Source organism: Actinoplanes sp. NBC_00393 (genome assembly GCF_036053395.1).
Lineage (GTDB): Bacteria > Actinomycetota > Actinomycetes > Mycobacteriales > Micromonosporaceae > Actinoplanes.
On record NZ_CP107942.1, the window covers coordinates 8,562,995 to 8,586,506 of the forward strand.

A 23,512-nucleotide genomic window follows, 5' to 3' on the forward strand; every position below is an offset into this window, starting at 1 on the left:
ATTTTTCCGATTTGTCCGCGTGACTTCCGGCTCTCTCCCGTCGTTACCAATACCGAGTGGCAAATATCGCCTGTTCCTCCCTTATGCGGACGGAACAGGGTGTATCAGTCACCGGCCGAAGTCGACGACAAGGGGTGGATCATGACGAGCTGGGAGGTCGAGCGCGACGAGCGCACGGCGTGCCGCTCCGTGATCGCCCACGGCGCAACCACGCTCATGCCGTCCCACAGCCATGGGGCGGAGCGGCGGCCGGAGCGCCGCGCAAGCCGCACCGGTTCCCGGTGGGCTCTGCGTGCACTTGTCGTCGGTGGCCTGGCCGGGGCGGCCTGGCTGCTCACCGGCGCTGCCGCACACGCCGCCGACCACGACTCCGGGCCGCTCGGCTCGGTGCTGGGGTCCACGCTGGACAGTGTCGCGACGGTGTCCGGGAACGAACCCCCGGTCGGCGAACTCCTCAAGGCGGCCATTCAGCCGCTGGAGTCCGCACCGAAGTCCCACCGGCGTCCTACCAGCGGTTTTCCGCGGGGTAGCTCAGCCGTGACGTCGATCCTCACGGCACCGGAACGGGTGCTGTCCGGGCCGGTGGAGACGCTCGACGAGGTCGTGCACGACGGATCCGTGATCGGCGTGGAGACCGTCGACAAGGTCCTGCGAACGGCAACCGCTCCACCGCGTGCCAGCGGTGAGAAAGCGGACGACCGGACGTGGACCGGGTCGGTGGACACCGCAACGGATCCCGTGACCGAGCCCGAACCGGCGGAACCCGCGTCAGCGGAGGAGCCGGTCACCGTCACCGCAGCCGTGCAAGACGGCGCCGCCGATGTTGTCGACGGCGCCCGTACGGTGGTGCGGACGAAACCGCTCGCCGAAGCGAGCGCCAGCACCCAGGCCTCACGCGCCGATGCCGGCATCACGCCGGTCCGGTACACCGAGGCACAGTCCCGGTCCCACGTCCACCGGCATGTCGCGGCCGCTCGGCCGGCCACGCCGGAGACGATCCGCGAGGACCGGCCCGTCGATGACGGACCGGCGCCGATGCGGATGAACCTCGGGGCAGTCAGCGGCATCCCGGCCGGTGGGTCGGGAGCGTCTCCGGAGGTCGGCTCGGCAGCCGTCCTTCCGGCCCGGGTCGCGAACGGCGCGGTGCACAACCAGGTGCGCCCACTCGCGGCCGATGTCGAGGTCCGGCGGCACGACGCCGAGGCCCCGACCGTCTCACCTGACTAGTGACGGCACCGGCGCTTCGTTCAAGCGTCCGGGTCCACATGAACGTGGAACAGCCCAGAACGTCACATCACCGTTGCTCGAAGCGCCAATGGGCGCGTGTCGAAATGCGGGGTCAGGGCACGGAAAACGCGCTGGTGAGACTTGTTCGCGACGGTGGAGACGTAACTCCGTGGCCGACGGATGCAAGAACTCAAGGTAGGTCGCGAACAAGCCTCAAGGGCACCGCTGCGCCCGAAACAGGAACCGGAACACCCAATTGAATATGCGGAAAAACAATGGCTGACCATTTGCGAAAGGCATCTCTTTCTCATGAAGAAGACGTGGGTTCGTAAGACTCTGAGCGTCGGTGTTCTGGCCGCCGGTGCCCTGCTGTTCGCCCCGGCCGCCGCCGCTCAGGCCGACGTCGACCAGGTGACCACCTACAACAGCGGCTGGGTCAACGGCACCCAGCTCGCCGTGCCGGTCAACGTGCCGGTGAACCTGGTCGGCAACTCGGCCGGCGTGCTGCTGGGCCAGTCCCAGAGCTACGGTGTGGGCGCCAACCACATCGAGGAGAGCGGCGAGGTCGACCAGCTCTCGGGCCGGAACAACGGGATCCTGAACGGGACCCAGATCGCCGTTCCGATCACCGTCCCGATCAACGTGACCGGCAACTCGCTCGCGGTGCTCGGGAACTCCCGTGCCGGTGGCATCTCCAGCAACTGGGTCGAGAGCGCCAAGGCGACCGAGAGCGGTTGCTGCGACAACGACCGTGACCGCGGTGTCGGCAACGTCGGCCAGGTCTCGGCGTGGAACAACGGGATCCTGAACGGGACCCAGATCGCGGCGCCGATCACCGTTCCGATCAACGCGTGCGGCAACTCGCTCGCGCTGATCGGCAACTCCCAGGCCACCGGCCTCTGCAGCAACCACGTCGGCAGCCGGGCCCGGAAGGTCTGGAAGCTCGAGGGCAAGAAGCAGAACCGGGCCGAGAGCTTCTGGGACAACGACGGCGTCGGCAACGTCGACCAGCTCAGCTTCCGGAACAACGGGATCCTGAACGGCACCCAGATCGCGGCGCCGATCACCGTTCCGATCAACGCCTGCGGCAACTCGCTCGCGCTGCTCGGCAACTCCCGGGCGTTCGGCGCCTGCACCAACCACGTCGGTGACGGCTTCGACCGCAAGCGCGTCCGCGTCGTCCGGCCGGGCGACATCCTCGGTGACGGTGACTGCGCCGGCACCCGGGGCCACGGCGTCGTCAAGAGCTACGGCTGCGACGACGACGGCGACGTCCAGGGCGACAACGGCTACGGCGGCCACAAGGGCGACGTCCGGGGTGACAAGGGCTACGGCGGCCACAAGGGTGACAAGAACGACGGCTACGGCAAGCCCGCTGCTGACACCGCGCCCGACGGCTACGGCGACGAGGCCCCGACCCAGTACGGCGACGACATGACCGGCCGCTCGGCCGAGAAGTCCCCGGTCAGCGAGCTGACCAACCGTCTCGGTGGCGTCGGTGGCACCGATGTCGCTGGTCTGGACCTGCTCGACTCGCTGCGCTGATTCGCGGCACCAGACCGGGTTGCGCCGGTCCCGAGGCGTGACCCGCATCGGCGCCGCCTGGTGCCGATGACCGCCGGTGCTTCTCCACCGCGCCGGTAAGCAGTGAAACGGACGGGAGTCCCCGCTTCAGGGGGCTCCCGTCCGTCGTTGCCGCTGTGCCCGCCGGTGAGCTAACCTAACGCTCGTTAAAAGGTTAACGAGCGTTAAGGCTGGGAGGCCCGGATGGACGGCGAGGCGCTGGCCGGAGTGCGCAAGCGTGTGCTGGCCGGTGGTGCCGAGCGGTATCACGCCGCCAACGCCGCCAAGGGCAAGCTCTTCGCCCGCGAGCGGATCGCTCTGCTGGTCGACGAAGGTTCCTTCGTCGAGGACGGGCTCTATGCCAACAGTCTGGCGGACGGACTGCCCGCGGATGGCGTGATCACCGGAGCGGCCCGGATCGACGGCCGCGAGGTCTGCCTGATGGCCAACGACTCCACGGTCAAGGCCGGCTCGTGGGGCGCCCGTACGGTCGAGAAGATCATTCGAACCATCGAGCGGGCGTATCGGCAGGGTGTGCCGATGGTCTACCTCGTCGACTCGGCAGGGGCGCGCATCACCGATCAGGTCGATCTCTTCCCGGGCCCGCGTGGCGCCGGCAAGATCTTCCACAACCAGGTCAAGGCGTCCGGGTCGATCCCGCAGGTCTGTGCCCTGTTCGGGCCGTCGGCCGCCGGTGGGGCGTACATTCCGGCCTTCTGCGACGTGGTCGCGATGGTCGAGGGCAACGCCAGTATGTATCTCGGCTCGGACCGCATGGTCGAGATGGTCACCGGGGAGAAGACGACGCTCGAGGCGATGGGCGGTGCCCGGGTGCACTGCGCCGAGTCCGGTGTCGGCCACTTCCTCTGCAAGACCGAGCGGGACGCGCTGGAAGTGGTCCGCTCCTACCTGTCGTACCTGCCGGCCAACTGGACGGCGAACCCGCCGGCGGCCACCGCTGCCGAACCCGCCGACATCGATCTCGGCGCGCTGGTGCCGGCCAGTGAGCGGCAGGCGTTCGACATGCGCAGGTACGTGAAGGGCCTGGTCGACAAGGACTCGTTCTTCGAGATCCATGCGCTCTGGGCCCGTGAGCTCACGGTCGGCTTCGCCCGGATGAACGGCGAGGTGGTCGGCATCGTCGGCAACAACTCGATGTTCAAGGGCGGCGTTCTGTTCGTCGACTCCGCGGACAAGGCCACCCGGTTCGTCCAACTCTGTGATGCTTTCAATGTGCCGTTGCTCTTCCTGACCGACGTCCCCGGCTTCATGGTCGGCACGGCCGTCGAGAAGCAGGGCATCATCCGGCACGGCGCCAAAATGATCACCGCGATCTCCGAGGCCACTGTGCCGAAGATCTGCGTGGTGGTCCGGAAGGCGTACGGGGCCGGTCTGTACGCGATGGCAGGTCCCGGGTTCGAGCCGGACGCCACCATCGCCCTGCCCACCGCCAAGATCGCGGTAATGGGCGCCGAAGCGGCCGTCAACGCCGTCTACGCCAACAAGATCGCGGCGATCGAGGACCCGGACGAACGGGCCGCGTTCGTCGCCTCCCGCCGCGCCGAGTACGAGCGCGATATCGACATCATGCGCCTGGCCAGCGAACTCGTCGTGGACGCCGTGATCGAGCCGGGCGAGCTACGGGCCGAGCTGGTCCGGCGGTTCGCCGCGGCGCGGACCAAGGACCGCGCGTTCTCCCGGCGCCGGCACGGCGTCACTCCGGTTTAGACGCGGCGTCATTCCAGTTCTAGAAAGGATCGTCATGGTCGACTTCCGGCTCGGCGACGAGTACGAGGAGTTGCGCGCCAGCGTGCAGGCGTTCGCCCGCGAGCAGGTCGCCCCGGTCATCGCCGAGCACTACGAGAACAAGACTTTTCCGTACGAAATCGTGCGCCAGATGGGCAAGATGGGCCTGTTCGGGTTGCCGTTCCCCGAGGAGTCCGGCGGGATGGGCGGCGACTACTTCGCGCTCTGCCTGGCCCTCGAGGAACTGGCCAGAGTGGACAGCTCGGTCGCGATCACGCTGGAGGCCGCGGTCTCGCTCGGCGCCATGCCGATCTACCGGTACGGCACACCCGAGCAGCGCAACCAGTGGCTCCCTCGGTTGACCAGCGGAGACGCGCTCGCCGCCTTCGGCCTGACCGAGCCGGACACCGGTTCGGACGCCGCCGGCACCACGACCCGGGCGGTGCTCGACGAGTCGACGAACGAGTGGGTGATCAACGGGACCAAGGCGTTCATCACCAACTCCGGCACCGAGATCACCTGCCTGGTCACCGTGATGGCCGTGACCGGGACGAACCCGGACGGCAGCAAGGAACTCTCGACGATCATCGTGCCGTCCGGCACACCCGGGTTCACCGTCGCGCCGCAGTACTCGAAGGTCGGCTGGTGCGCGTCGGACACCCACGAGCTGGCCTTCGACGACGTACGCGTACCGGCCGCCAACCTGCTCGGCGAGCGGGGCCGCGGGCTCGCGCAGTTCCTGCGGATCCTCGACGAGGGGCGGATCGCGATCGCGGCCCTGTCGGTCGGGCTGGCGCAGGGATGTGTGGACGAGTCGCTGGCGTACGCGAAGCAGCGCACCGCCTTCGGCCGGGAGATCGGCGGCTTCCAGGCCGTCCAGTTCCTGATCGCCGACATGGACCTACGGGCGCACACCGCCCGGCTCGGCTATTACGACGCCGCCGCCCGGATGCTCGCCGGCGAGGACTTCAAGCGGTACGCCGCGATCGCCAAGCTGAACGCCAGCAACGCCGCGATGGAGAACAGCCGGTACGCCACGCAGGTGCACGGCGGATACGGCTTCATGAACGAGTCCGCGGTCGGCCGGTTCTACCGCGACGCCAAGATCCTCGAGGTCGGCGAGGGCACCTCCGAGGTGCAGCGCATGCTGATCGCCCGGGGCCTCGGCCTCTGAGTCACGCGGCGGGCGGCGGGGTCTCCTCGCTGCCCGCCACCGCGCACGGGTTGACGGTGTCCCGGATCGTGCGCAGGGACCCCAGCAGCTGGTCGAGCTGCTCGGTGGTGAGCAATCCCACATACCACTTCTGGACCAGCTCCAGGTGACCCGGAAGCACCTCGCTGAGCCGCTGCTTCCCGGCATCCGTGATGACCGCGTACGAACTGCGCCGGTCACTGGCGCAGGCCTCGCGGCGGACCAGCCCGCTGCGCTCCATCCGGTCGACAACCCGGGTGACGCCGCTGGTGGAGAGCGTGGTCTGCCCGGCTAGATCGGTCATCCGCAGGTGGTTGCCGGGCGACCGGGCCAGGCGCATGAGCACCTCGAACTCCACCGGGGAGAGGCGGTGCTCCTCGAACTGCGTGGTGAGCCGGTTCATCAATCCCGTGTACGCCTCGGCGAGCAGGCCGATCGCGGTGAGGCGTGGGTCGTCCAGGTCCTTGTTCACGAGGTCAACTTTAGCAGGCACTTGACAAGAGGAATATTGCCGCGCATATAGTTGCTGTGTCACACAAGCATCCCGCCCCGCAGAAGTTCGAGAGAAGGCTCAGTCATGACTGTCAGCACCCGTGAGTTCGAAGGCCTGCAGATCCCGGCCGCCGGCACCTACAAGCTGGACGCCGCTCACAAGCGGGTCGGCTTCGTGGTCAAGCACCTCATGGTCAGCAAGGTTCGCGGTCAGTTCGCCCAGGCTGACGCCACGATCGTCGTCGGGGAGGACCCGCTGCAGTCCTCGGTCACCGCGACCATCACGACCGCCAGCGTCGAGACCGGCCAGGTCGACCGGGACAACCACCTGCGCACCGGCGACTTCTTCGAGGCCGAGAAGTACCCGACGATGGAGTACCGCAGCACCGGTGTGAAGTCGCACGCGGGCGCCGAGTTCATCCTCGAGGGCGAGCTCACCATCAAGGACGTGACCCGTCCGGTCGAGCTGGTCGTCGAGTTCGAGGGGGCCACCACCAGCCCGTATGGTCAGCACCTCTTCGGTTTCAGCGCGCACACCGAGATCGACCGTGAGGACTGGGGCCTGACCTACAACATGGCTCTGGAGACCGGCGGCGTCATGATCGGCAAGAAGGTCAAGATCGAGATCGAGGGCGAGGCCATCCTCCAGCAGGAGGGCTGATCGCTCGCACGAAGTCCACAATCGAGGCGCCGCCGGGGGATCCGGGCGGCGCCTCGGTTCGTATGGCGGTCCGTCCGTCGGGATGGCAGGGTTGACCGAGCGCAAGCGTTCGTTCACAGAGCGGTGATCGAAAGTCCGTTTCATCCCCGGCTGTCCGGGAGGGATTCATGGGCAAAGATCTGGTGAACGCTGTTTTCTCGCCGCATGATCGCGTTCTGTTCCGGCGGAAGGTCCGCGACTGCTTGGACGTACTGGGCCGGATGCTCGACGCCGAGGCGTTCGAGCCCGGCCACCGGACCACCGGCCTGGAGATCGAGATCAACCTGGTCGACGCGGACGCCGGCCCCACCATGCGGAATGCCGAGATCCTGGCCGACCTGGCCGATCCGTGCTTCCAGGCCGAGCTCGGCAAGTTCAATCTCGAGTTCAACGTGCCGCCCCGATCGATCGCCGGGGACGGTCTCGGTGCCTACGAACGCGACATTTTGGACGGTTTGCGCCGAGCCTCCGAGTGCGCCCGCAAGGGCGAGAGCCGCTTGGCGCTGATCGGCATGCTGCCCACCCTCTCCCCCGGTCATCTGGTGCTGGGCAACCTCTCCGCCGGCGAGCGGTACCAAGCTCTGAACAGCGAGATCAGCGGTGCCCGCGGCGACGTCTTCCAGATCGACATCACCGGTCTGGAACGGTTCGAGGGCAGCAGCGACTCGATTGCGCCCGAGGCCGCCTGCACCAGCGTCCAGTTCCATCTGCAGGTCGCGCCGCCGGACTTCGCCCGATTCTGGAACGCCTCGCAGGCGCTCGCCGCTGCGCAGGTCGCTCTCGGCGCCAACTCGCCGTTCCTGCACGGCCGGCGACTCTGGGCGGAGACCCGGATCGCGTTCTTCGAGCAGGCCACCGATCCCCGGCCGGACGAGTTCAAGGCCCAGGGTGTGCGACCGCGGGTCTGGTTCGGCGAGCAGTGGATCACCTCGGTCTTCGACCTTTACGAGGAGAACATCAGGTTCTTCCCGCCGCTGCTCCCCGAGCTGAGCGACGAGGATCCGGTCGAGGTCTGGGAGAACGGCAAAATCCCTCATCTGTACGAGCTACGCCTGCACAACGGCACCGTCTACCGCTGGAACCGCCCGGTGTACGACGTCACCGGCGGACGCCCCCACCTGCGCATCGAGAACCGCGTGCTGCCGTCCGGCCCGACCGTCGTCGACCTGCTCGCCAACGCAGCCTTCTACTTCGGTGCCGTCGCCGAGTTGGCGGACGAGGACTGCCCGATCTGGCAGCATCTCGAGTTCCCGGTCGCTGCGGAGAACTTCCGGACCGGCGCACGCGACGGTCTGGAAGCGGCAGTGTGCTGGCCAGGACGGGGCGAGGTGCCGGTGGCCGAGCTCATCCTCGACACGCTGCTGCCGAAGGCGTACGCCGGGCTCGACCGGTTCGGGGTGCACCCGGCCCAGCGGGACCGGCTGCTCGGCATCGTCGAGGCCCGCTGCCGGTCCCGGCGCAACGGCGCAGCCTGGCAGACCGAGGCGGTTCGCGCGGCCGAGGAGACTCGCGGCCTGGACCGCTACGCGGCGGTGCGGGACATGACCCAGCGCTACGTCGACCTGCAGCGCACCAACGAGCCGGTGCACACCTGGCCGGTGGGGTGACTACTTACCTTTATCCGAATCGTCCGGGTTGATCCGGGCGATCGTCGGCTCGGCCGGTGGCGGCGTGATCGTCTGCTTTGGAGCGGACGGGCGTTTCGCCGGCGGGCGCGAAGGGCGGGCAGCCTCGGCGACCTCGGGATCGCCCAGGCCGAGAAGCGAGCCACCGGGTTTCTCGGCCGGGCCCGGCTTATCGGTGAGGGCCGGCGCGGTCGGCGGTTTGTCCTTCTCGGCAGCCGGCGCCACCGCCCGTCCGGTTGCTTTCGCGGGAGCTTTCGCAGGGACGGCAGCAGGACCTTTCGCGGGGACGGCAGCAGGAGCTTTCGAAGGGGCGGAAGCTGGTGCGGGTGTAGGAGCGGGCACGGCTGCAGGAGCCGGACGGGTGGCCGGAATCGCCGGGCCCGGTCCAGGCTTTCCGCCCGCCGTGAGGTCGGTGGTCGGAATCGCCGCGGTGTCCACGGCCCGCGCGGCCCGCGCCCGCCTGCCCTGTTCGAGCGTCACGGTCAGCGCCGAGCCGCCCAGACCGGCGAGCACGGCATATGGGGCGATCAGATAGGCCGACTGCAACGGGCCCATCGCGGCGGTCAACTGCGGCGCGAGCAGCAGGAACGAGAACGCCACCAGCAGCGGTCCGACCGCGCCGGAGATCGCCGTGCCCAGGCCGAGTTCACCGTTCCGGGCTGCCGGCCAGGCCGCGGCGAGTCCGATGACGAAGGCTGCGACCAGGGTCAGCAGTGCGCTCGGCCAGTAGATTCCGCCGTACCGGATCGGGCTGACCGACTCGGCGAACTGCCAGCTGGTCAGATAGGTGGCGAAGTCGCGGCCGGTGGCGAGTTCGGCGGCGACGCCGGCGATGGCCAAAGCCCACAGCCAGAGCGCGGTGCCGATCAGGTTGGCCGCCACCGGACCGGATGAGACTGCCCAGAACGCGACGACCAGACCGGCGAGGAGTCCGGCCAGCGCATATCCGCCGGCCACCAGCTGGGGGGAGAGCGTGTCCGCGCGTACCGCTGAGCGGGCCGGAAGCGCGACCAGCGCGACCGACACCAGCGCACCCAGCGCGGATGACGCCGCCAGGAGGAATCGCCAGAGCGCGCGCCACGGTCCGGTCCGGTCCGGTCGCATGCGCCCGGCGATGACCGCGCCGAGCACGGTCGCGCTCGCGGTGATCCACGTTGCCCAGCCGAGGCTGCCCAGCCAGACACTCTCCGCCTCGGCTGCGGTCGTCGGCCAGGTGATCACGCCGAGGCCGTAGCCGAGACCCAGTTGCGCGGCGCCCGCGCCGGCTGCGATTCCGGCCGCGGCGGATGCCTGTGTTGTCCAGCCCTTCTCGGCCATGCCGGGCACTGTACTGGTCTTCGCCGATGTCCGCGAAACGTTCGAGACGTGGCCCGGACCGCTTGCCGGCACCGGAAAACCCCATGTGGCCGCAAGATTCGATACGTTGACGGCTGCGACGAGCGCGGATGTGAGGAGCGGAAGGAACCGGCGATGCCTGAGGAGCGTCCGGAAGATCGGGACGACACTGCGCCGCGCCCGGATGAGACGCGCCCGATGCCACCCGCGGAGGCTACCGAGGCCCAGCGGAATCAGCCGTCCGGTGGCCCCCGATCGGATGACGGCGACGACTCGGTGTGGGCCGGTCGCGCTGTCGTGCGGCCGCCCCGGCGGGGCGATCCGGACTACAACGAGGCGGATTGGGCCGATTTCGGGCCGGCCCAGCAGGAGAGTCGATGGTGGACACCGATCGCCGTCGGCGTCGCGGCTCTGTCGTTGCTGGCCCTGCTCGGGTTCGGGATAGCCGTGATCGTGCAGAACTCCGGCGGCGGGACGGAAGCGCCCGCGCCCACTCCGACAGCGCGCACCGTGACCGACGGCGAAACGGCTCCGAAAGCGCCCCCGCCGACCGTGATCGAGACAGTGAGTGTGCTCCCGACGACCGAGCCGGTGGACACCGAGGTCCTGGTGCCGGCCCTGCGGGGCATGCCGCTGGCGGACGCGCGGGCGGCGCTGGAGCGTACGGGGCTGACCTCCCGGGTGATCCGGCGGAGTAGTGACGCCGAACCGGGAACGGTGATCGACAGCGATCCGCCGGAGGGACGGCTGGTGCCGTCCGATACCCGGATCACCCTGGTGGTCGCGGCTGAGAGCACAGCCGAGCCGAGTCCGCCGTCGGCTCCGACGACGACGCCCAGCGGAGGCTGAGCTCTCAGCGGTGGGTGTCAGCGGTTGGCGCGTGCCGTCCGGGCAGGAATCACACCCGGGCGCGCGGCCGGCTGGCGGCCGTTGCGGGCCCGCGGATCGGGCGCCTTACCGACTGGGCGCAGGCCGTTGACCTGCACGAAGATGGAGCGACGCTCGACCGCGTCGCCGGCTGCGTTGAGCTCGTAACCGTCGAGCCAGACCCAGCCCTCGTAGGTCGGCCAATCGTGAACCCGGATGACCCGGAACAGCATCGGTGATGCGAACTGGACGCTGGCCGCTCTCGTCACGTGGATGACATCACCGGACCGAGGAAGAACCACGTCATCTCCTGCCCTGAGACTGTGTGGGGTGGACTCTGTGTGGCGAACAACCTGTGACACAGATGCACCAGTCTGCCCGGCTGATGCACCTTTGCAAGTCTTCGACAGTGCCAACCATCGAAGACGGTTCCAATCATCGAGGATGATTGCGGAACGTCACCATCGCCGATCACACCACCCACATCCGGGCGAAGGTCCAGACCAAGCCTTCGGTGCTTCGGCGCCCCGTGTTCGGACGTCGTTTCGATGTTTTACGTCTGACTTGCCCGCATCTCTCAAGAACGTTAAGTGATGCAAGCTATACGGAAAGATTGCACCACCAGCGTTGTCGATGCAAGTTGCATGTCAGCCTTCCGTGATCCTCTGTGATCATCGGGTGCCGTGTTGGCAGTCAGTCTGACATTAACCTCAAGTCTCCTTTAAATTGCTTAAAACGGACACAGTAGACCCAGTCATAATGGACATTACACACATAAGGCCGTCCCGGCGCACCGCCGCTGAGCAGCGCGTACGTCCGCAATGTCATTCGGCCATCCCGATGGGTGACGCTTATCGAAAAATGGCGCTACGACGGCACGTCCACATTGTGCGGCGCTCGTTACAGCTTCGGGGCCAACCCATCGATGCCCCGAGATGATCGCAATGCGGACAGAGGAGTCGTTGTGGAAATCGCGACGAAGGGCTTTCGGCTCGACCTGAGCGGCGCGCAGTGGTTCAAGAGCACCCGCAGTGGCGTGGACTGTGACAACTGTGTCGAGGTCGCGTTCGTCGGCGAGGCGATCGCGGTCCGCGACTCCAAGCAGCCCGGCGGACCTGCGCTGATTTTCACGCCGGCCGAGTGGGACGCGTTCGTGGGCGGCGCCAAGGACGGCGAGTTCGACCTCTGAGAAGTCCGGGCCGTAGCTATTTGCCCGATTTTGCCGTCGCTGTGTGCGACTCGCCTCGTTGAAAGCTCTAAGCGCGGACCGGACCGCGCTGACGGCCGGGACGGATCACCGAACGAGGCAAGGCAGAGAGATGACGATAGGTTCCGAGAACCTCAGCAACGGTTCGTCGACGGCGCAGGACCGATTCAGCGGTGGCGTCAGCGCGTACCGGCAGAACCGGCGGGATGCGGCACTGACCGGCGAGAGCAGCGACGGTGAACTGGTGTCCCGCAGCAGCTCGGGTCTGCCGACCCGGTCGCCCGGGCGCTCGCACAGCATCGAGCCGACCAGCGCGCTCGACCGGGCGGCCAAGCTGCCCTCGCTCGACCTGCAGGGCCTGAGCGAACCGGTCTTCGGCTCGACCGGCTCCTGGTCGGACGCGCCGGTGAACGAGTCGATGGCGGACCACCCGCTGCTGCGTGGCCTGCTGCTGGAACTGCCGGCCAGGGGAACGCTGCCGACGTCGGACTGGCTCGACCGCTGGTTCGAGGCGGCACGTTCCATTCTGGAGTTGCTGTACGTGCAAGAGGCAAAGAAGCCGTAGGACGGCTCAGCGGGCGTCGGCCGGAACCCGCTCGCGGCCGTGGCTCAGCGGCGCCATCACGAGCGGAGCCAGCCGGCTGTGCCGCATCGCGGCACGGACCCCGATCACCAGGACGGCCACCGCCATCGCGGTGAGGGCGATAGCGGCCACGCCTGAGGCGCCACTGCCGGGCGGCTCGACCAGGCCGGCGGCGATCGGCAGTCCGACCACCGCGGCAAGGCCGGTGACCTGCAACGGCGCGGCCACCAGCGGATGCGCCGCGGCGGCCCGCAGCGCCGGGGGAACGGGGGCGAGCGGTGCGGTCGCGAAAGCGCCCGCACCGCGCCGGACCCAGCTCAGCCGGCGCAGACCGGCGGTCAGCACGATCAGAGCCGGTACGGCCGGAAGCAGTGCCGCCGTCGGAGCCGAGGAGATGCCCGGCACTGCGGTGGTGATCAGCGGGATGGCGACGAACACCGCCGAACCCACGACGGCCAGCACGGACAGGAGCCCGGCCCGGCGTCGGAGCTCACGGGCCGTACCAGCGGTGGGCAGCCCGTCGACCAGCAGTCCGGCGGCGAGCCAGACAGCGGCGAGGGTGCCGATCAGGATGACGTCCACAGCGGTGTTCACATCGAACAGCGTTCACCGATCTCGCAAGATACGAAACCGGGTTATGCCCGGACCGAACCCCGTGGCGGTCCCCGTAGGGGTCGTCGGACCGTCTGCGAAACGCCTCGTCAGACCGCTGATCAGGCCACTCGTCAGACCGCGAAATCCCGCACCGGCTCGGTGGCCGGCGCCGGCGGTGTCGCCTTCCAGACGCCCAGCTTCTGCGCGGCGAGCCGGGTCAGGTACGCCGGGTTCAGCAGCACGTACCGCTTCCACAGCCGCTTCGGCTCCAGACCGAGACGCCACAGCCACTCGAGCGCGTACTTCTGCATCCACGCGGGCGGGTTCTTCAGCAGGCCGGCGTGATAGTCGAAGGCGGCGCCGACGGCGAGCAACGGCATGTCGAGGAACGGCCGCATCGCGTAGGTGAAGACCTCCTGCCGCGGACAGCCGAGGCCGACCAGCACGACCCGCGCGCCGGACGACTTGATCCGCTCGGCGATCTCGGCCGCCTCACCCGGCTGGGAGCTGCGGAACTTCGACGCCTCCACCCCGGCGATCTTCAGAGCCGGGAACATCTCCATCAGCGCCGGGACGAGCCGGTCGAGCGTGGGCTGGGTGGATCCGTACAGATAGACCGGCAGGCCCTCGGCCGCGGCCTGCTCGACCACCTTGAGGGTGAGGGTCGGCCCGTAGACCCGGTCGTCCAGCCCGGCGCCGTGCAGCAGGTTCAGCGCCCAGCGCACCGGCTGCCCGTCCGGCGTCACCAGGTCGAAGGAGTTGAGCCGGGCGTTGTGCGCCGGATCCTGCACCCCGGTCATCACGCCGTGTACCGCGAGCGCCGTGACGGCGAACGGCCGGTGCTCCCGGGCCGCCTCGATGATCTGCGCGGTCGCCGTGGCGTAGTCGGTCGCGTCGACGAGTACGCCGAGCACGTTGCGCTTACCGCGAGCAGTACCGGTAGGTGTGACGGACAACGGACGACTCCACCCTTGGGAAACAGTGAGGCGGCGAGCATAGCGTCAAACGCGGCGCGGCCACTTTTCAAAGATCTTGCACGAACCGGCGACGGCCACCCCTCCGGGTGACGGTGGATCTTCCACTCTCCCGAGCGGGCTTCTCGCGTACCCCGGAAAGGTGTTGAAAGCCACACAGGGTGACCGACGCCCCAGAAAGAGCGAGGCGCTCCCCATCCTGGATGGGAAGCGCCTGAGCGACTCGTGGGGATGGGGGGAGTTGAACCCCCACGTCCTTTCGGACACACGGACCTGAACCGTGCGCGTCTGCCATTCCGCCACATCCCCATGTGACTAGCCTGGAAGATCATATACATGTCTTCTTCGGCTTGAAGAAGGCTGGTCGAGCCTGCTTCTTGTTACTGGCTGCGACAGACTACGCTGTCGCACGTTACGAGTGCGGTACCAAGCTGAGTTGATATCGCCCCGCGACGCAGGAAACATTAGCACGGCGTCGAGTGGCGTCATACGAGGGTCAGAAGTGCCGGCTGCTCTTGGGCTACGGATGCGCAAGCGGCCGCCGGATACCATCATGTCCTCGGAACCCGAGGAGGAGCCGGTGAGCGTGCTGCAACGCTTCGAAAAGCGATTGGAAGGCCTGGTCGAAGGGGCCTTCGCGAAGGTGTTCAAGGGTGTCGTGCACCCGGTGGAGATTCTGAATGCCATGCAGCGGGAGGCCGAGGCGCACAAGGCCATCCTCGCCGGTGGCCGCACCCTCGTGCCCAACCGCTATGTGATTGATCTGTCGCCCTACGACCACAGCCGGTTGGCGCCGTACGCGGCGGCTCTGGCACAGGAACTGGCGCAGTCGCAGGCCGAGTTCATCGGTGAGCAGGCCTGGACCGTCTACGGCGACGTGATCGTCGAGATCGAGCGTGGCGACGGCCTGGACACAGGCATGTTCCGGGTCACCGCGGAGGTGTACACCGGTGGCGAGGTCGCCCCGGTGCAGCAGCCTGCGTACGACGCCGGCCCGCAGTACTCGCCCTACGACCAGCAGGGCGGCTACCAGCCGCACGGCGGTGGCGGTCACGGTGGCCCGCGCAGCGTCGGTCTGGTCTCCGGTGACGGGCGGACCTACCCGTTGCAGATGGGCTCGACCGTGATCGGCCGCGGCGACCAGGCGAACCTGCGCCTGCCCGACGTCGGCATCTCGCGCCGGCACGCCCGGCTCGACTACGACGGCAACCAGGTCGTGCTGACCGACCTCGGCTCGACCAACGGCACCATGGTCAACGGCCAGCGGGTGTCCGCCGTCGCGCTGAACCCGGGCGACATGATCCAGCTCGGCACCACCACGCTCACCTTCCGAGTGGACGGCTAGCGACCTTGCCCGAATTCGTCCTCACCGTCGCCCGTTTCGGATTCCTGATCCTGCTGTGGATATTCGTGTTCACGGTGGTCGGGGTCATCCGGCGGGATCTCTTCGCGGGTGCCCGGTCCAAGAGCATCGTCGCCAGCCCTCGGGGGGTGGGTGGCGCGGTGCTCCAGGGCCGGCCGGCGAAGGCGAAGCGCGGTAAGGCGGCCCGGCAACTGGTCGTGACCGCCGGCAATCTGGCCGGCACCCGGATCACGCTCGGCGAAGCCCCGATCACGATCGGACGGGCCGAGGACTCGACACTCGTCATCACCGACGACTTCGCGTCCGCCCGGCACGCCCGGCTGGTGCCGCGGGACGGGCAGTGGTTCGTGGAGGACCTCGGCTCGACCAACGGCACCTACCTTGATCGCGGTAAGGTCTCCGGACCCACTCCAGTCCCCCTTGGCGTTCCGATCCGGATCGGGCGCACTTCTCTCGAGTTACGGCCATGACCCTGACCCTGCGCTATGCCGCTCAGAGCGACCGCGGTCTGATCCGAGACCTCAACCAGGACTCCGTCTACGCCGGGCCGCGGCTTCTTGCTGTCGCGGACGGTATGGGCGGCATGGCCGCCGGTGACGTCGCCTCCAACATTGTCATCGCCGCCATGGCGCCACTCGACGACGACGTCCCCGGGGACGCCCTCGTCGACGCCCTGCGGCACGCCGTCGGTACTGCGAATCAGCAGCTACGCGACACCGTCGACGCCAACCCACAGCTCGAGGGAATGGGCACCACGCTGACCGCGGTGCTCTTCTCGGGCAGCAAGTTCGGCATGGTGCACATCGGTGACTCCCGGGCGTACCTGTTGCGCAAGGGTGAGTTCTCGCAGATCACCAAGGACGACACGTACGTACAGATGCTGGTCGACGAGGGCCGGGTCAGTCCGGAGGAGGCGAGCAGCCATCCGCAGCGCTCGCTGCTCACCCGGGCGCTGGACGGCCGCGACATCGACCCGGAGTACTCGGTTCGCCAGGTTCTCAAGGGCGACCGGTACCTGATCTGCAGCGACGGTCTCTCCGGGGTGGTCAGCGCGGAGACCATCGCGCAGACCATGCGGGAGCTGACCGATCCGAAGGCGTGCGTCGAGCGGCTCGTGCAGCTCGCGCTCCGCGGCGGCGGGCCGGACAACATCACCGTGGTGATCGCCGACGCGATCGACGACATCGTCGAGCAGTCGCCGATCGTCGGCGGTGCGGCCTCCATCGACCGGGGCAACACCACGGTCGCCGACAGCTCCACGTCGGCTGCCCGGGCCGCGGCCCTGAAACCGCCGCCGCGCCCGGCCCAGCCCGAGCCGGCGAACGGGTACGAGCCGGAGCCCGCCGGCCATCCGGTGCGCACCAGCCTGATGGTGCTGCTGCTGCTCGCGGTGCTCGGCGGCGGCCTCTGGGCCGGCTGGCAGTACACCCAGGATCAGTATTACGTCGGAGCGACCGACGCCGGGCAACTCGCCATCTTCCGCGGCGTTCCGGGGCAGATCGCGGGCCTGGACCTCTCGACCGTGAGCGAGACGAGCGCGGTCCGGCTGGACGACCTGACCACGGTCGCCCAGGAGCAGGTGAAGCAGGGCATCCACGCCGACAGCCAGTCCGACGCGCAGAACGTGCTCGCCGACCTGATCAGTGAAGAGCCGTCGAACCCGAACCTGAAGCCGGTCTGCCCGCCGGCCGGCACCACGCCGTCCGCCGCGAGCTCAGCTGCGCCGGCCGTCACCACATCCACGGCGCCTGCTGTGCCGAATACCCAACCGTCCGAGAGTGCTCCGACGACCGTGGACCCGCTCGCGTGCCGGACCGTCAACTGAGCACGGCCAATACGTCTGGGGATTTTTCTTGACCGCGCCTTCCGTACCGGCTCCCACGCCCGCCTCCACGGGTGAGATGTCGCGTATCCCGACGGGATGGAAGACGCGCCGTAACGCCGAGCTGGGACTGCTGGCGTTCGCCATGGTCATCGTGGCGGTGTTCGGCGCGACGGTCGAGGCGAACCAGTTCGACGCGATCCGGCCCAACTTCTGGGTGCCGGCCGCGCTGTTGAGCCTGCTCTTCTTCGGTCTGCACATGGTGATCCGGTTCACGGCGCCGTTCGCGGACCCGGTCCTGCTGCCGGCGGTGGCGTTGATCAACGGGATCGGGGTGGCGTTCCTGCGCCGCCTCGACATCGCCCGCGCGATCTCCAACAAGGAGCCGGAGCCCGGCATCTTCGCCGGCACCGGCGGCCGTCAGCTCGCCTGGACGCTGATCTCGCTGATCCTGGCGGCGGTGCTGCTCCTGCTGCTCCGGGATCACAAGATCGTCTCTCGGTACGCGTACACCCTCGGCCTGGCCGGCATCGTCCTGATGATGATCCCGGCGGTGCTGCCCGCCAGCATCTCGGAGGTCAACGGCGCCAAGCTGTGGATCAAGTTCGGATCGTTCTCGATCCAGCCGGGCGAGTTCGCCAAACTGGCCCTGGTCTCCTTCTTCGCGTACTACCTGGTCCGCAAGCGCGAGGTGCTCTCGCTGGCCAGCCACCGGTTCCTGGGCATCGACTTCCCGCGCGGACGGGACCTCGGCCCGGTTCTCACGGTGTGGCTGTTCAGCCTCCTCGTCCTCGTCTTCGAGAAGGACCTGGGCACCGCGCTGCTGTACTTCGGCCTCTTCGTCGTCACCCTCTACGTCGCGACCGAGCGGGCCAGTTGGCTGATCATCGGTCTGGTCCTGTTCTTCGGCGGCGTCTACGTGGCGTACCTGCTGGGTGCTTCGGTGGGCGGCCCGTTCGCCAACTTCTACGACCGTGCCGAGGTCTGGCTGAACCCGTTCGACCCGGAGCAGTACGACCGGGTCGGCGGCAGTTACCAGCTCGTCCAGGGTCTGTTCGGGCTCGGCACCGGCGGTCTGTTCGGCACTGGCCCGGGCGCGGGTTCACCCGGCAAGGTGCCGGAGGTCCGGACCGACTTCATCTTCGCCGGCCTCGGTGAGGAGATCGGCCTGTTCGGGCTCTCCGCGCTGCTGGTGATCTACCTGCTGATCGTGCAACGCGGTCTGCGCGCGGCGCTCGCGGTGCGCGACTCGTTCGGCAAGCTGGTCGCCGGCGGCCTGGCCTTCACCCTCGGGTTGCAGGTCTTCGTCATCCTTGGCGGCATCACCGGACTGATCCCGCTGACCGGTCAGACCACCCCGTTCCTGTCCGCCGGTGGCTCCTCACTGATGGCGAACTGGTTGCTCATCGCGATGCTCCTACGGATCTCGGACGCGGCCCGCCGCCCGGCCACCAGCAGTGGCCCGGAACGGGCCGGGCCGAAGAAAGCACCCACCCAGTTGCACGGCGCCATGACGGAGGTGATCAAGCCGTGAACGCCCCTCTCCGACGCGCCGGCGTGGTCATCTTCGTGCTGTTCGGCCTGATCTTCGCCAACCTGAACTGGGTCCAGGCCTACAAGGCGGACGAGTACCGCACCGACTCACGCAACGGCCGGGTCATGATCGCCGAGTACGAGACGCCGCGCGGTGTGATCGAGGCGGATGGCAAGGCTCTGGCGCAGAACCAGGAGACCGACGACGAGCTCAGATACCTGCGCGTCTACCCGCAGAAGGAGCTCTACGCGCCAATTCTCGGGTACAAGCCGGTCAACCTGGGCGCGGTCGGCATCGAGGCGAGCGAGAACGAATTCCTTTCCGGCGCCAGCGACAAGCTCTTCGCGGACCGGTTGAGCAACATGTTCACCGGGGACGAGTCGGGCGGTGGCAACGTGCTGCTCTCGCTGAACACCAAGGCTCAGCAGGCGGCCTGGAAGCAGTTGACCAACAACGAGCGCGGGGCGAAGAAGGGCGCGGCGGTTGCGATCGATCCGCGTACGGGCGCCGTGCAGGCGATGGTCTCGATGCCGAGCTTCGACCCGAACCCGCTGGTCAGCCACGACATCAAGGCGGCCCAGTCGGCGTACGACAAGCTCAACAAGGACGACGACCAGCCGCTGCTCAACCGCGCGGTGGCCGCGACCCAGCCGCCGGGCTCGGTCTTCAAGGTGATCATGTCGGCGGCTGCCCTGCAGAACGGCTACACCACCGGCACCGAGATGCAGGCCGGCGCTGTCTACCGCGAGGGCGGCGCGACGATCCGCAACTCGGCGGACGAGGTCTGCCCGACCAGCCAGGTCACCCTCAAGGAGGCGCTGACCACCAGCTGCAACACCGCGTTCGCGCGGCTCGGCGTGCAGCTCGGGGCGGACAAGGTCAAGGAGACCGCGAAGGCCTTCGGGTTCGAGGTCGACGGGCTCAAGGTCGGCAACCTGGAGAGCGACTCGGGGCTCACCGTCGCCGCAAGCCACACCGGTGACATCGCGAACCCGGACGGCAGCACCGACACGGCCGCGCTGGCGCAGTCGTCGCTCGGCCAGCGTGACGTACGGATGACCCCGCTCCAGGGCGCGCTGATCGCCGCCACGGTGGCCAACAGTGGCGAGCAGATGCGGCCCTACCTGGTGCAGAAGCTGCTCGGCCCGGACCGGCGGACGATTTACACCGCCGAGCCGAAGAAGCTGCGTGACCCGATCCCGTCCAATGTCGCCAACGACCTCAAGGACATGATGGTCAGCGTCGTCGAGGACGGCACCGGCAAGAACGCGCAGATCGACAACTTGACCGTCGGTGGCAAGACCGGAACGGCCCAGAACGCGGAGGGCGCGGACAACCACGGCTGGTTCATCGGCTTCGCGTTCAACTCCAAGGGCGAGGCGGTGTCCGCGGTCTGCGTCATGCTGGAGAACGTGCCCGGTAGCCGCAGCCCCAGTGCCGAGGCGGCCCGGATCGCCGGGCTCATCATGAAGGCCGCGGCGGGCCAGGGAGGGGACTGACATGATCCGCCCGGGGGTCACGCTCGGTGGGCGGTACCGCTTGGAGGAGCGGATCGCCGGCGGCGGCATGGGCGACGTCTGGCGCGGCACCGACGAGGTGCTGGGCCGTACCGTCGCGGTCAAGATCCTGCTGCCCGCCCTCCTCGACGAGCCCGGTTTCGCCGAGCGGTTCCGCGGCGAGGCGCGGACCATGGCGACCATCAACCACCCCGGCGTGGTGGACGTCTACGACTACGGCAGCGATCAGCAGATCGCTTTCCTGGTCATGGAGTACGTCGAGGGTGACGCTCTGTCCCGCACGCTGAGCCGGGTCGGCCGGCTGACGCCGGCACGGACGATGGCGCTGGTCGCGCAGGCAGCGGACGCGTTGCAGGCCGCACATGCGAACGGCATCGTGCACCGCGACGTCAAACCCGGAAACCTTCTGGTACGCCCGAACGGCACCCTGGTCCTCACGGACTTCGGTATCGCCCGCTCGGCACTGGTGGGGCAACTCACCGTCGCGGGCGCGGTGCTCGGCACGGCGTCGTACATCTCCCCGGAGCAGGCCTCCGGCGACGTCGCCACCTCGGCCTCCGACGTGTACGCCCTCGGCGTCGTCGCCTACCAGTGCCTCTCCGGCCATCGCCCGTTCGACGGAGCCACCCCGATCGAGATCGCGATGAAGCACGTGCGGGAGACACCCCGCCCGCTGCCCGGCGACATCCCGCCCGCGGTGCGCGCCATTGTGGAACGCGCGATGTCGAAAGACCCGTCCGCCCGCTGGCCGAGTGCCTCGGCGATGGCGACGGTCGCCCGGCAGGCCGCGTCCTCGCTGACCACGGCCGTGCAGCAGCCGGTCGCGCATCCGCCGCAGCCGGCCCAGCATCAGCAGCCGGCCCGGGCGGCGCGGCCGACCAGCCCGGCTCCGGCCCGTCCGCAGTCCGGCGCCGCGGCCCGCGCGTCGGTGCCGCGTCCGGTTTCCGGGGCACGCGGCGCTGCGTCGGTGCCGTCGTCGTCGCCTCCGGCTTCGACACCACCGGGTCCCATGCCGCCGCCGTACCGGCCACAGTCGGGGGCGCCGGTCAATGCGTACCCGCCGCAGGCCTCGCCGACCGCCAAGCCGGAGGGCACTTTCGGCCGACAGGTCCTGGTTGTGCTGGCCGTGGTGCTGGCGCTGCTGGTGCTGCTCTGCGCCGGGGTCATCTCTTTCCTGTTACGACATGGCAACGGCACCACCGCCGCTGGCAACACGCTGGGCTATCACAGCAGCTCTGCGGCTATCCTCCGCTCGGGCGTGGTTGCTGACCCAGTGTTGGTGACGTCGTACCGTCTTATGAAGGCCGATGCCCAGCTCGGCCAGATCCGACTGAACGAAGGACGACAGACGTTATGACGGCGCAGGCCCGCCTGCTCGGTGGCAGGTACCAGGTCGGCGAGCTGCTCGGCTACGGCGGCATGGCAGAGGTGCACAAGGGTCGCGATCTGCGCCTCGGCCGCGACGTCGCCATCAAGATGCTTCGTTCCGACCTGGCCCGCGACGCCACGTTCCAGGAGCGGTTCCGGCGTGAGGCGCAGAACTCCGCTGCGCTGAACCACCCGGCGATCGTCGCGGTCTACGACACCGGCGAGGAAATCTCCGCGACCGGCGAGAAGCTTCCGTTCATCGTGATGGAGTTCGTCAACGGGCGGACCCTCAAGGAGGTTCTCGCCCAGGAGCAGCGGATCCAGCCACGCCGTGCGCTGGAGATGATCGCTGACATCTGCGCCGCGCTGGAGTTCAGCCACCGGCACGGGATCATCCACCGGGACATCAAACCCGGCAACGTGATGATCACGCAGAACGGCCAGGTCAAGGTGATGGACTTCGGCATCGCCCGGGCACTGGCCAGTGGTGCCACCACGATGACCCAGACCAGCGCGGTGATCGGTACGGCTCAGTACCTCTCCCCCGAGCAGGCTCGCGGCGAGTCGGTCGACGCACGCTCCGATGTGTACGCGGCCGGCTGTGTCCTCTTCGAGCTGGTCGTCGGCCACCCGCCGTTCGTCGGCGACAGCCCGGTCAGCGTGGCGTACCAGCATGTCCGGGAGGACCCGCGGCCGCCGAGCACGATCGTCCGGGACCTGCCGCCGGAAATCGACGCGATCGTGCTGAAGGCGCTCGCCAAGAACCCGCTGAACCGGTACCAGAGTGCTCAGGAGATGCGTGCCGACGCCCTGCGCGCGGTCTCCGGCCGTCCGGTGATGGCCACGCCGGTGATGAGCCAGGCGGAAACCGTGGCGATGACCAACGGCCCGCGCCAGTGGCAGCCCCAGGGCGCCACCGCCGTGCAGCGTCCGATCCCGGCCTCGGTGGCGCCGCCCGGCAAGCCGGAGAACAAGTCGAACTGGGTGATGGCGGCCCTCGCGGGTCTCGCCTTCCTGGTGGTGGTCGTCCTCGGCGTGGCCCTGGCCCTGCAGAACAGGGACGACGACAACACCCCCACCCAGCCGACGACCGTGACGATGCCGAACCTGGACGGGATGACCCCCGACGAGGCGAACGCCGAGTTGGCCAAGGTCAGCCTGGCGAACATCCAGCCCACCGATCCCAAGATCGAGAAGGACTGCGAGGGTACGATCGTCGCCCAGTCGCCGAACGCGGGCACCCAGGTCGAGGCGAACCAGGTGATCAGCTACACGGTCTGCAACGCTCCGGAGCCGGTGGTGGTCCCCAAGGGACTGGTCGGCGGCACTCAGGGCGCAGCCGAGGCCGCGCTGCGTGCCATCGGGCTCGAGCCGGAGATCCGCGAGGTCCCGTCGGTCCGGCAGAAGGGCCAGGTCGTCGACGTCGAGAAGGCCGGTGAAAAGGTCGACCCGGGCACCCAGATCACGGTCGAGGTCTCCGACGGCAACCTCGTGGAGATGCCGAACGTCATCGGCAAGTCCGCCGAGGTCGCGTCCGCCCTGCTCGCCGAGAAGGGCCTGACGGGGTCGACCGAGGTGGTGCCCGGTGCGGAGGGCAACCCCGGTGAGGTGGTCTCGCAGAGCGTCAAGGAAGGCAAGAAGGTCGAGAAGGGTACGACGATCGTCCTCGGCATCGTCGGGGAGAACACGGATCCGAACCCGGAGCCCTCCGACGGTGAGAGCGAGCCGCCCGGCACCGGTGGCGGCGAGGAAGAGTAGTCCCGGAAAGCCGAAAAGGCCGGTAGCCCTCGCGGGTTACCGGCC

Annotated in this window: 21 protein-coding genes and 1 tRNA gene; 16 read left to right on the forward strand and 6 right to left on the reverse strand. The window is 68.5% G+C overall.

Translation table 11 applies throughout. From position 1 onward, the window contains the following. Nucleotides 1-141: 141 nt before the first annotated feature. The 4 genes from OHA21_RS39640 (at nt 142) to OHA21_RS39655 (ending at nt 5,710) form a co-directional block, all read left to right on the forward strand. Entirely contained in the window at nt 142-1,227 is a 1,086-nt protein-coding gene (locus OHA21_RS39640; RefSeq protein ID WP_328464053.1) for a hypothetical protein, read from the forward strand. A gap of 309 nt (nt 1,228-1,536) precedes the next feature. Further along, entirely contained in the window at nt 1,537-2,772 is a 1,236-nt protein-coding gene (locus OHA21_RS39645; protein WP_328464055.1) for a chaplin family protein, read from the forward strand. 222 nt (nt 2,773-2,994) lie between these two features. After that, nucleotides 2,995-4,518, forward strand: a complete 1,524-nt coding sequence (locus OHA21_RS39650; RefSeq protein WP_328464057.1) for an acyl-CoA carboxylase subunit beta — start codon at nt 2,995-2,997, stop codon at nt 4,516-4,518. Nucleotides 4,519-4,552: 34 nt separating this feature from the next. Further along, complete coding sequence (locus OHA21_RS39655) at nt 4,553-5,710, forward strand: acyl-CoA dehydrogenase family protein (RefSeq protein ID WP_328464059.1); 1,158 nt, start codon at nt 4,553-4,555, stop codon at nt 5,708-5,710. 1 nt (nt 5,711) lies between these two features. Here the strand turns inward: OHA21_RS39655 and OHA21_RS39660 are convergent, their stop codons facing one another. Continuing rightward, nucleotides 5,712-6,200 carry a MarR family winged helix-turn-helix transcriptional regulator gene (locus tag OHA21_RS39660; protein ID WP_328464061.1) on the reverse strand — a complete coding sequence of 163 codons (489 nt, stop codon included), beginning with the start codon at nt 6,198-6,200 and terminating at the stop codon, nt 5,712-5,714. 105 nt (nt 6,201-6,305) lie between these two features. Here OHA21_RS39660 and OHA21_RS39665 point away from each other — a divergent pair, with 105 nt between their 5' ends. Both OHA21_RS39665 and OHA21_RS39670 read left to right on the forward strand, forming a co-directional pair. Next, nucleotides 6,306-6,881 (forward strand): YceI family protein, encoded by a 576-nt coding sequence (locus OHA21_RS39665; RefSeq protein ID WP_328464063.1) that lies wholly within the window; start codon nt 6,306-6,308, stop codon nt 6,879-6,881. 167 nt (nt 6,882-7,048) lie between these two features. Further along, nucleotides 7,049-8,527 carry a glutamate-cysteine ligase family protein gene (locus tag OHA21_RS39670; RefSeq protein ID WP_328464065.1) on the forward strand — a complete coding sequence of 493 codons (1,479 nt, stop codon included), beginning with the start codon at nt 7,049-7,051 and terminating at the stop codon, nt 8,525-8,527. On the opposite strand, the gene OHA21_RS39675 is transcribed toward OHA21_RS39670, so the two are convergent. Further along, nucleotides 8,528-9,862: a Hansenula MRAKII killer toxin-resistant protein 1 gene (locus OHA21_RS39675; RefSeq protein ID WP_328464067.1), complete on the reverse strand. Its 1,335-nt coding sequence runs from the start codon at nt 9,860-9,862 to the stop codon at nt 8,528-8,530. Between the two features lie 153 nt (nt 9,863-10,015). Here OHA21_RS39675 and OHA21_RS39680 point away from each other — a divergent pair, with 153 nt between their 5' ends. Then, complete coding sequence (locus tag OHA21_RS39680) at nt 10,016-10,729, forward strand: Stk1 family PASTA domain-containing Ser/Thr kinase (protein WP_328464069.1); 714 nt, start codon at nt 10,016-10,018, stop codon at nt 10,727-10,729. A gap of 17 nt (nt 10,730-10,746) precedes the next feature. Here OHA21_RS39680 and OHA21_RS39685 read toward each other — a convergent pair whose 3' ends face one another. After that, entirely contained in the window at nt 10,747-11,049 is a 303-nt protein-coding gene (locus OHA21_RS39685; protein ID WP_328464071.1) for a hypothetical protein, read from the reverse strand. Between the two features lie 668 nt (nt 11,050-11,717). On the opposite strand from OHA21_RS39685, the gene OHA21_RS39690 reads away from it, so the two are divergent. Both OHA21_RS39690 and OHA21_RS39695 read left to right on the forward strand, forming a co-directional pair. After that, nucleotides 11,718-11,936 (forward strand): DUF397 domain-containing protein, encoded by a 219-nt coding sequence (locus tag OHA21_RS39690; protein WP_328478829.1) that lies wholly within the window; start codon nt 11,718-11,720, stop codon nt 11,934-11,936. A gap of 130 nt (nt 11,937-12,066) precedes the next feature. Further along, nucleotides 12,067-12,519 carry a hypothetical protein gene (locus OHA21_RS39695; protein WP_328464073.1) on the forward strand — a complete coding sequence of 151 codons (453 nt, stop codon included), beginning with the start codon at nt 12,067-12,069 and terminating at the stop codon, nt 12,517-12,519. Nucleotides 12,520-12,525: 6 nt separating this feature from the next. Here the strand turns inward: OHA21_RS39695 and OHA21_RS39700 are convergent, their stop codons facing one another. The 3 genes from OHA21_RS39700 to OHA21_RS39710 form a co-directional block, all read right to left on the reverse strand. Then, a complete protein-coding gene (locus OHA21_RS39700; RefSeq protein WP_328464075.1) occupies nt 12,526-13,131 on the reverse strand; it encodes a hypothetical protein in 606 nt (201 codons plus the stop codon). A gap of 131 nt (nt 13,132-13,262) precedes the next feature. Then, entirely contained in the window at nt 13,263-14,087 is an 825-nt protein-coding gene (locus OHA21_RS39705; RefSeq protein ID WP_328464077.1) for a WecB/TagA/CpsF family glycosyltransferase, read from the reverse strand. A gap of 244 nt (nt 14,088-14,331) precedes the next feature. Further along, nucleotides 14,332-14,414, reverse strand: a tRNA-Leu gene (locus OHA21_RS39710). 244 nt (nt 14,415-14,658) lie between these two features. On the opposite strand from OHA21_RS39710, the gene OHA21_RS39715 reads away from it, so the two are divergent. The 7 genes from OHA21_RS39715 to pknB all read left to right on the forward strand — a co-directional run bounded on the left by OHA21_RS39715 (nt 14,659) and on the right by pknB (nt 23,467). Next, nucleotides 14,659-15,450, forward strand: a complete 792-nt coding sequence (locus OHA21_RS39715; protein ID WP_328464079.1) for a DUF3662 and FHA domain-containing protein — start codon at nt 14,659-14,661, stop codon at nt 15,448-15,450. A 5-nt stretch (nt 15,451-15,455) separates the two neighbouring features. After that, complete coding sequence (locus OHA21_RS39720) at nt 15,456-15,938, forward strand: FHA domain-containing protein FhaB/FipA (protein ID WP_328464081.1); 483 nt, start codon at nt 15,456-15,458, stop codon at nt 15,936-15,938. Further along, entirely contained in the window at nt 15,935-17,293 is a 1,359-nt protein-coding gene (locus OHA21_RS39725) for a PP2C family protein-serine/threonine phosphatase (RefSeq protein ID WP_328464083.1), read from the forward strand. The genes OHA21_RS39720 and OHA21_RS39725 overlap by 4 nt, the downstream gene beginning before the upstream one ends. A gap of 76 nt (nt 17,294-17,369) precedes the next feature. Beyond that, complete coding sequence (locus OHA21_RS39730) at nt 17,370-18,824, forward strand: FtsW/RodA/SpoVE family cell cycle protein (RefSeq protein WP_328464085.1); 1,455 nt, start codon at nt 17,370-17,372, stop codon at nt 18,822-18,824. Next, nucleotides 18,821-20,323 carry a peptidoglycan D,D-transpeptidase FtsI family protein gene (locus tag OHA21_RS39735; protein WP_328464087.1) on the forward strand — a complete coding sequence of 501 codons (1,503 nt, stop codon included), beginning with the start codon at nt 18,821-18,823 and terminating at the stop codon, nt 20,321-20,323. The genes OHA21_RS39730 and OHA21_RS39735 overlap by 4 nt, the downstream gene beginning before the upstream one ends. 1 nt (nt 20,324) lies before the next feature. After that, nucleotides 20,325-21,698 carry a serine/threonine-protein kinase gene (locus OHA21_RS39740; RefSeq protein WP_328464089.1) on the forward strand — a complete coding sequence of 458 codons (1,374 nt, stop codon included), beginning with the start codon at nt 20,325-20,327 and terminating at the stop codon, nt 21,696-21,698. Next, entirely contained in the window at nt 21,695-23,467 is a 1,773-nt protein-coding gene (pknB, locus tag OHA21_RS39745; RefSeq protein WP_328464092.1) for a Stk1 family PASTA domain-containing Ser/Thr kinase, read from the forward strand. The genes OHA21_RS39740 and pknB overlap by 4 nt, the downstream gene beginning before the upstream one ends. The last annotated feature ends 45 nt before the right edge of the window (nt 23,468-23,512 follow it).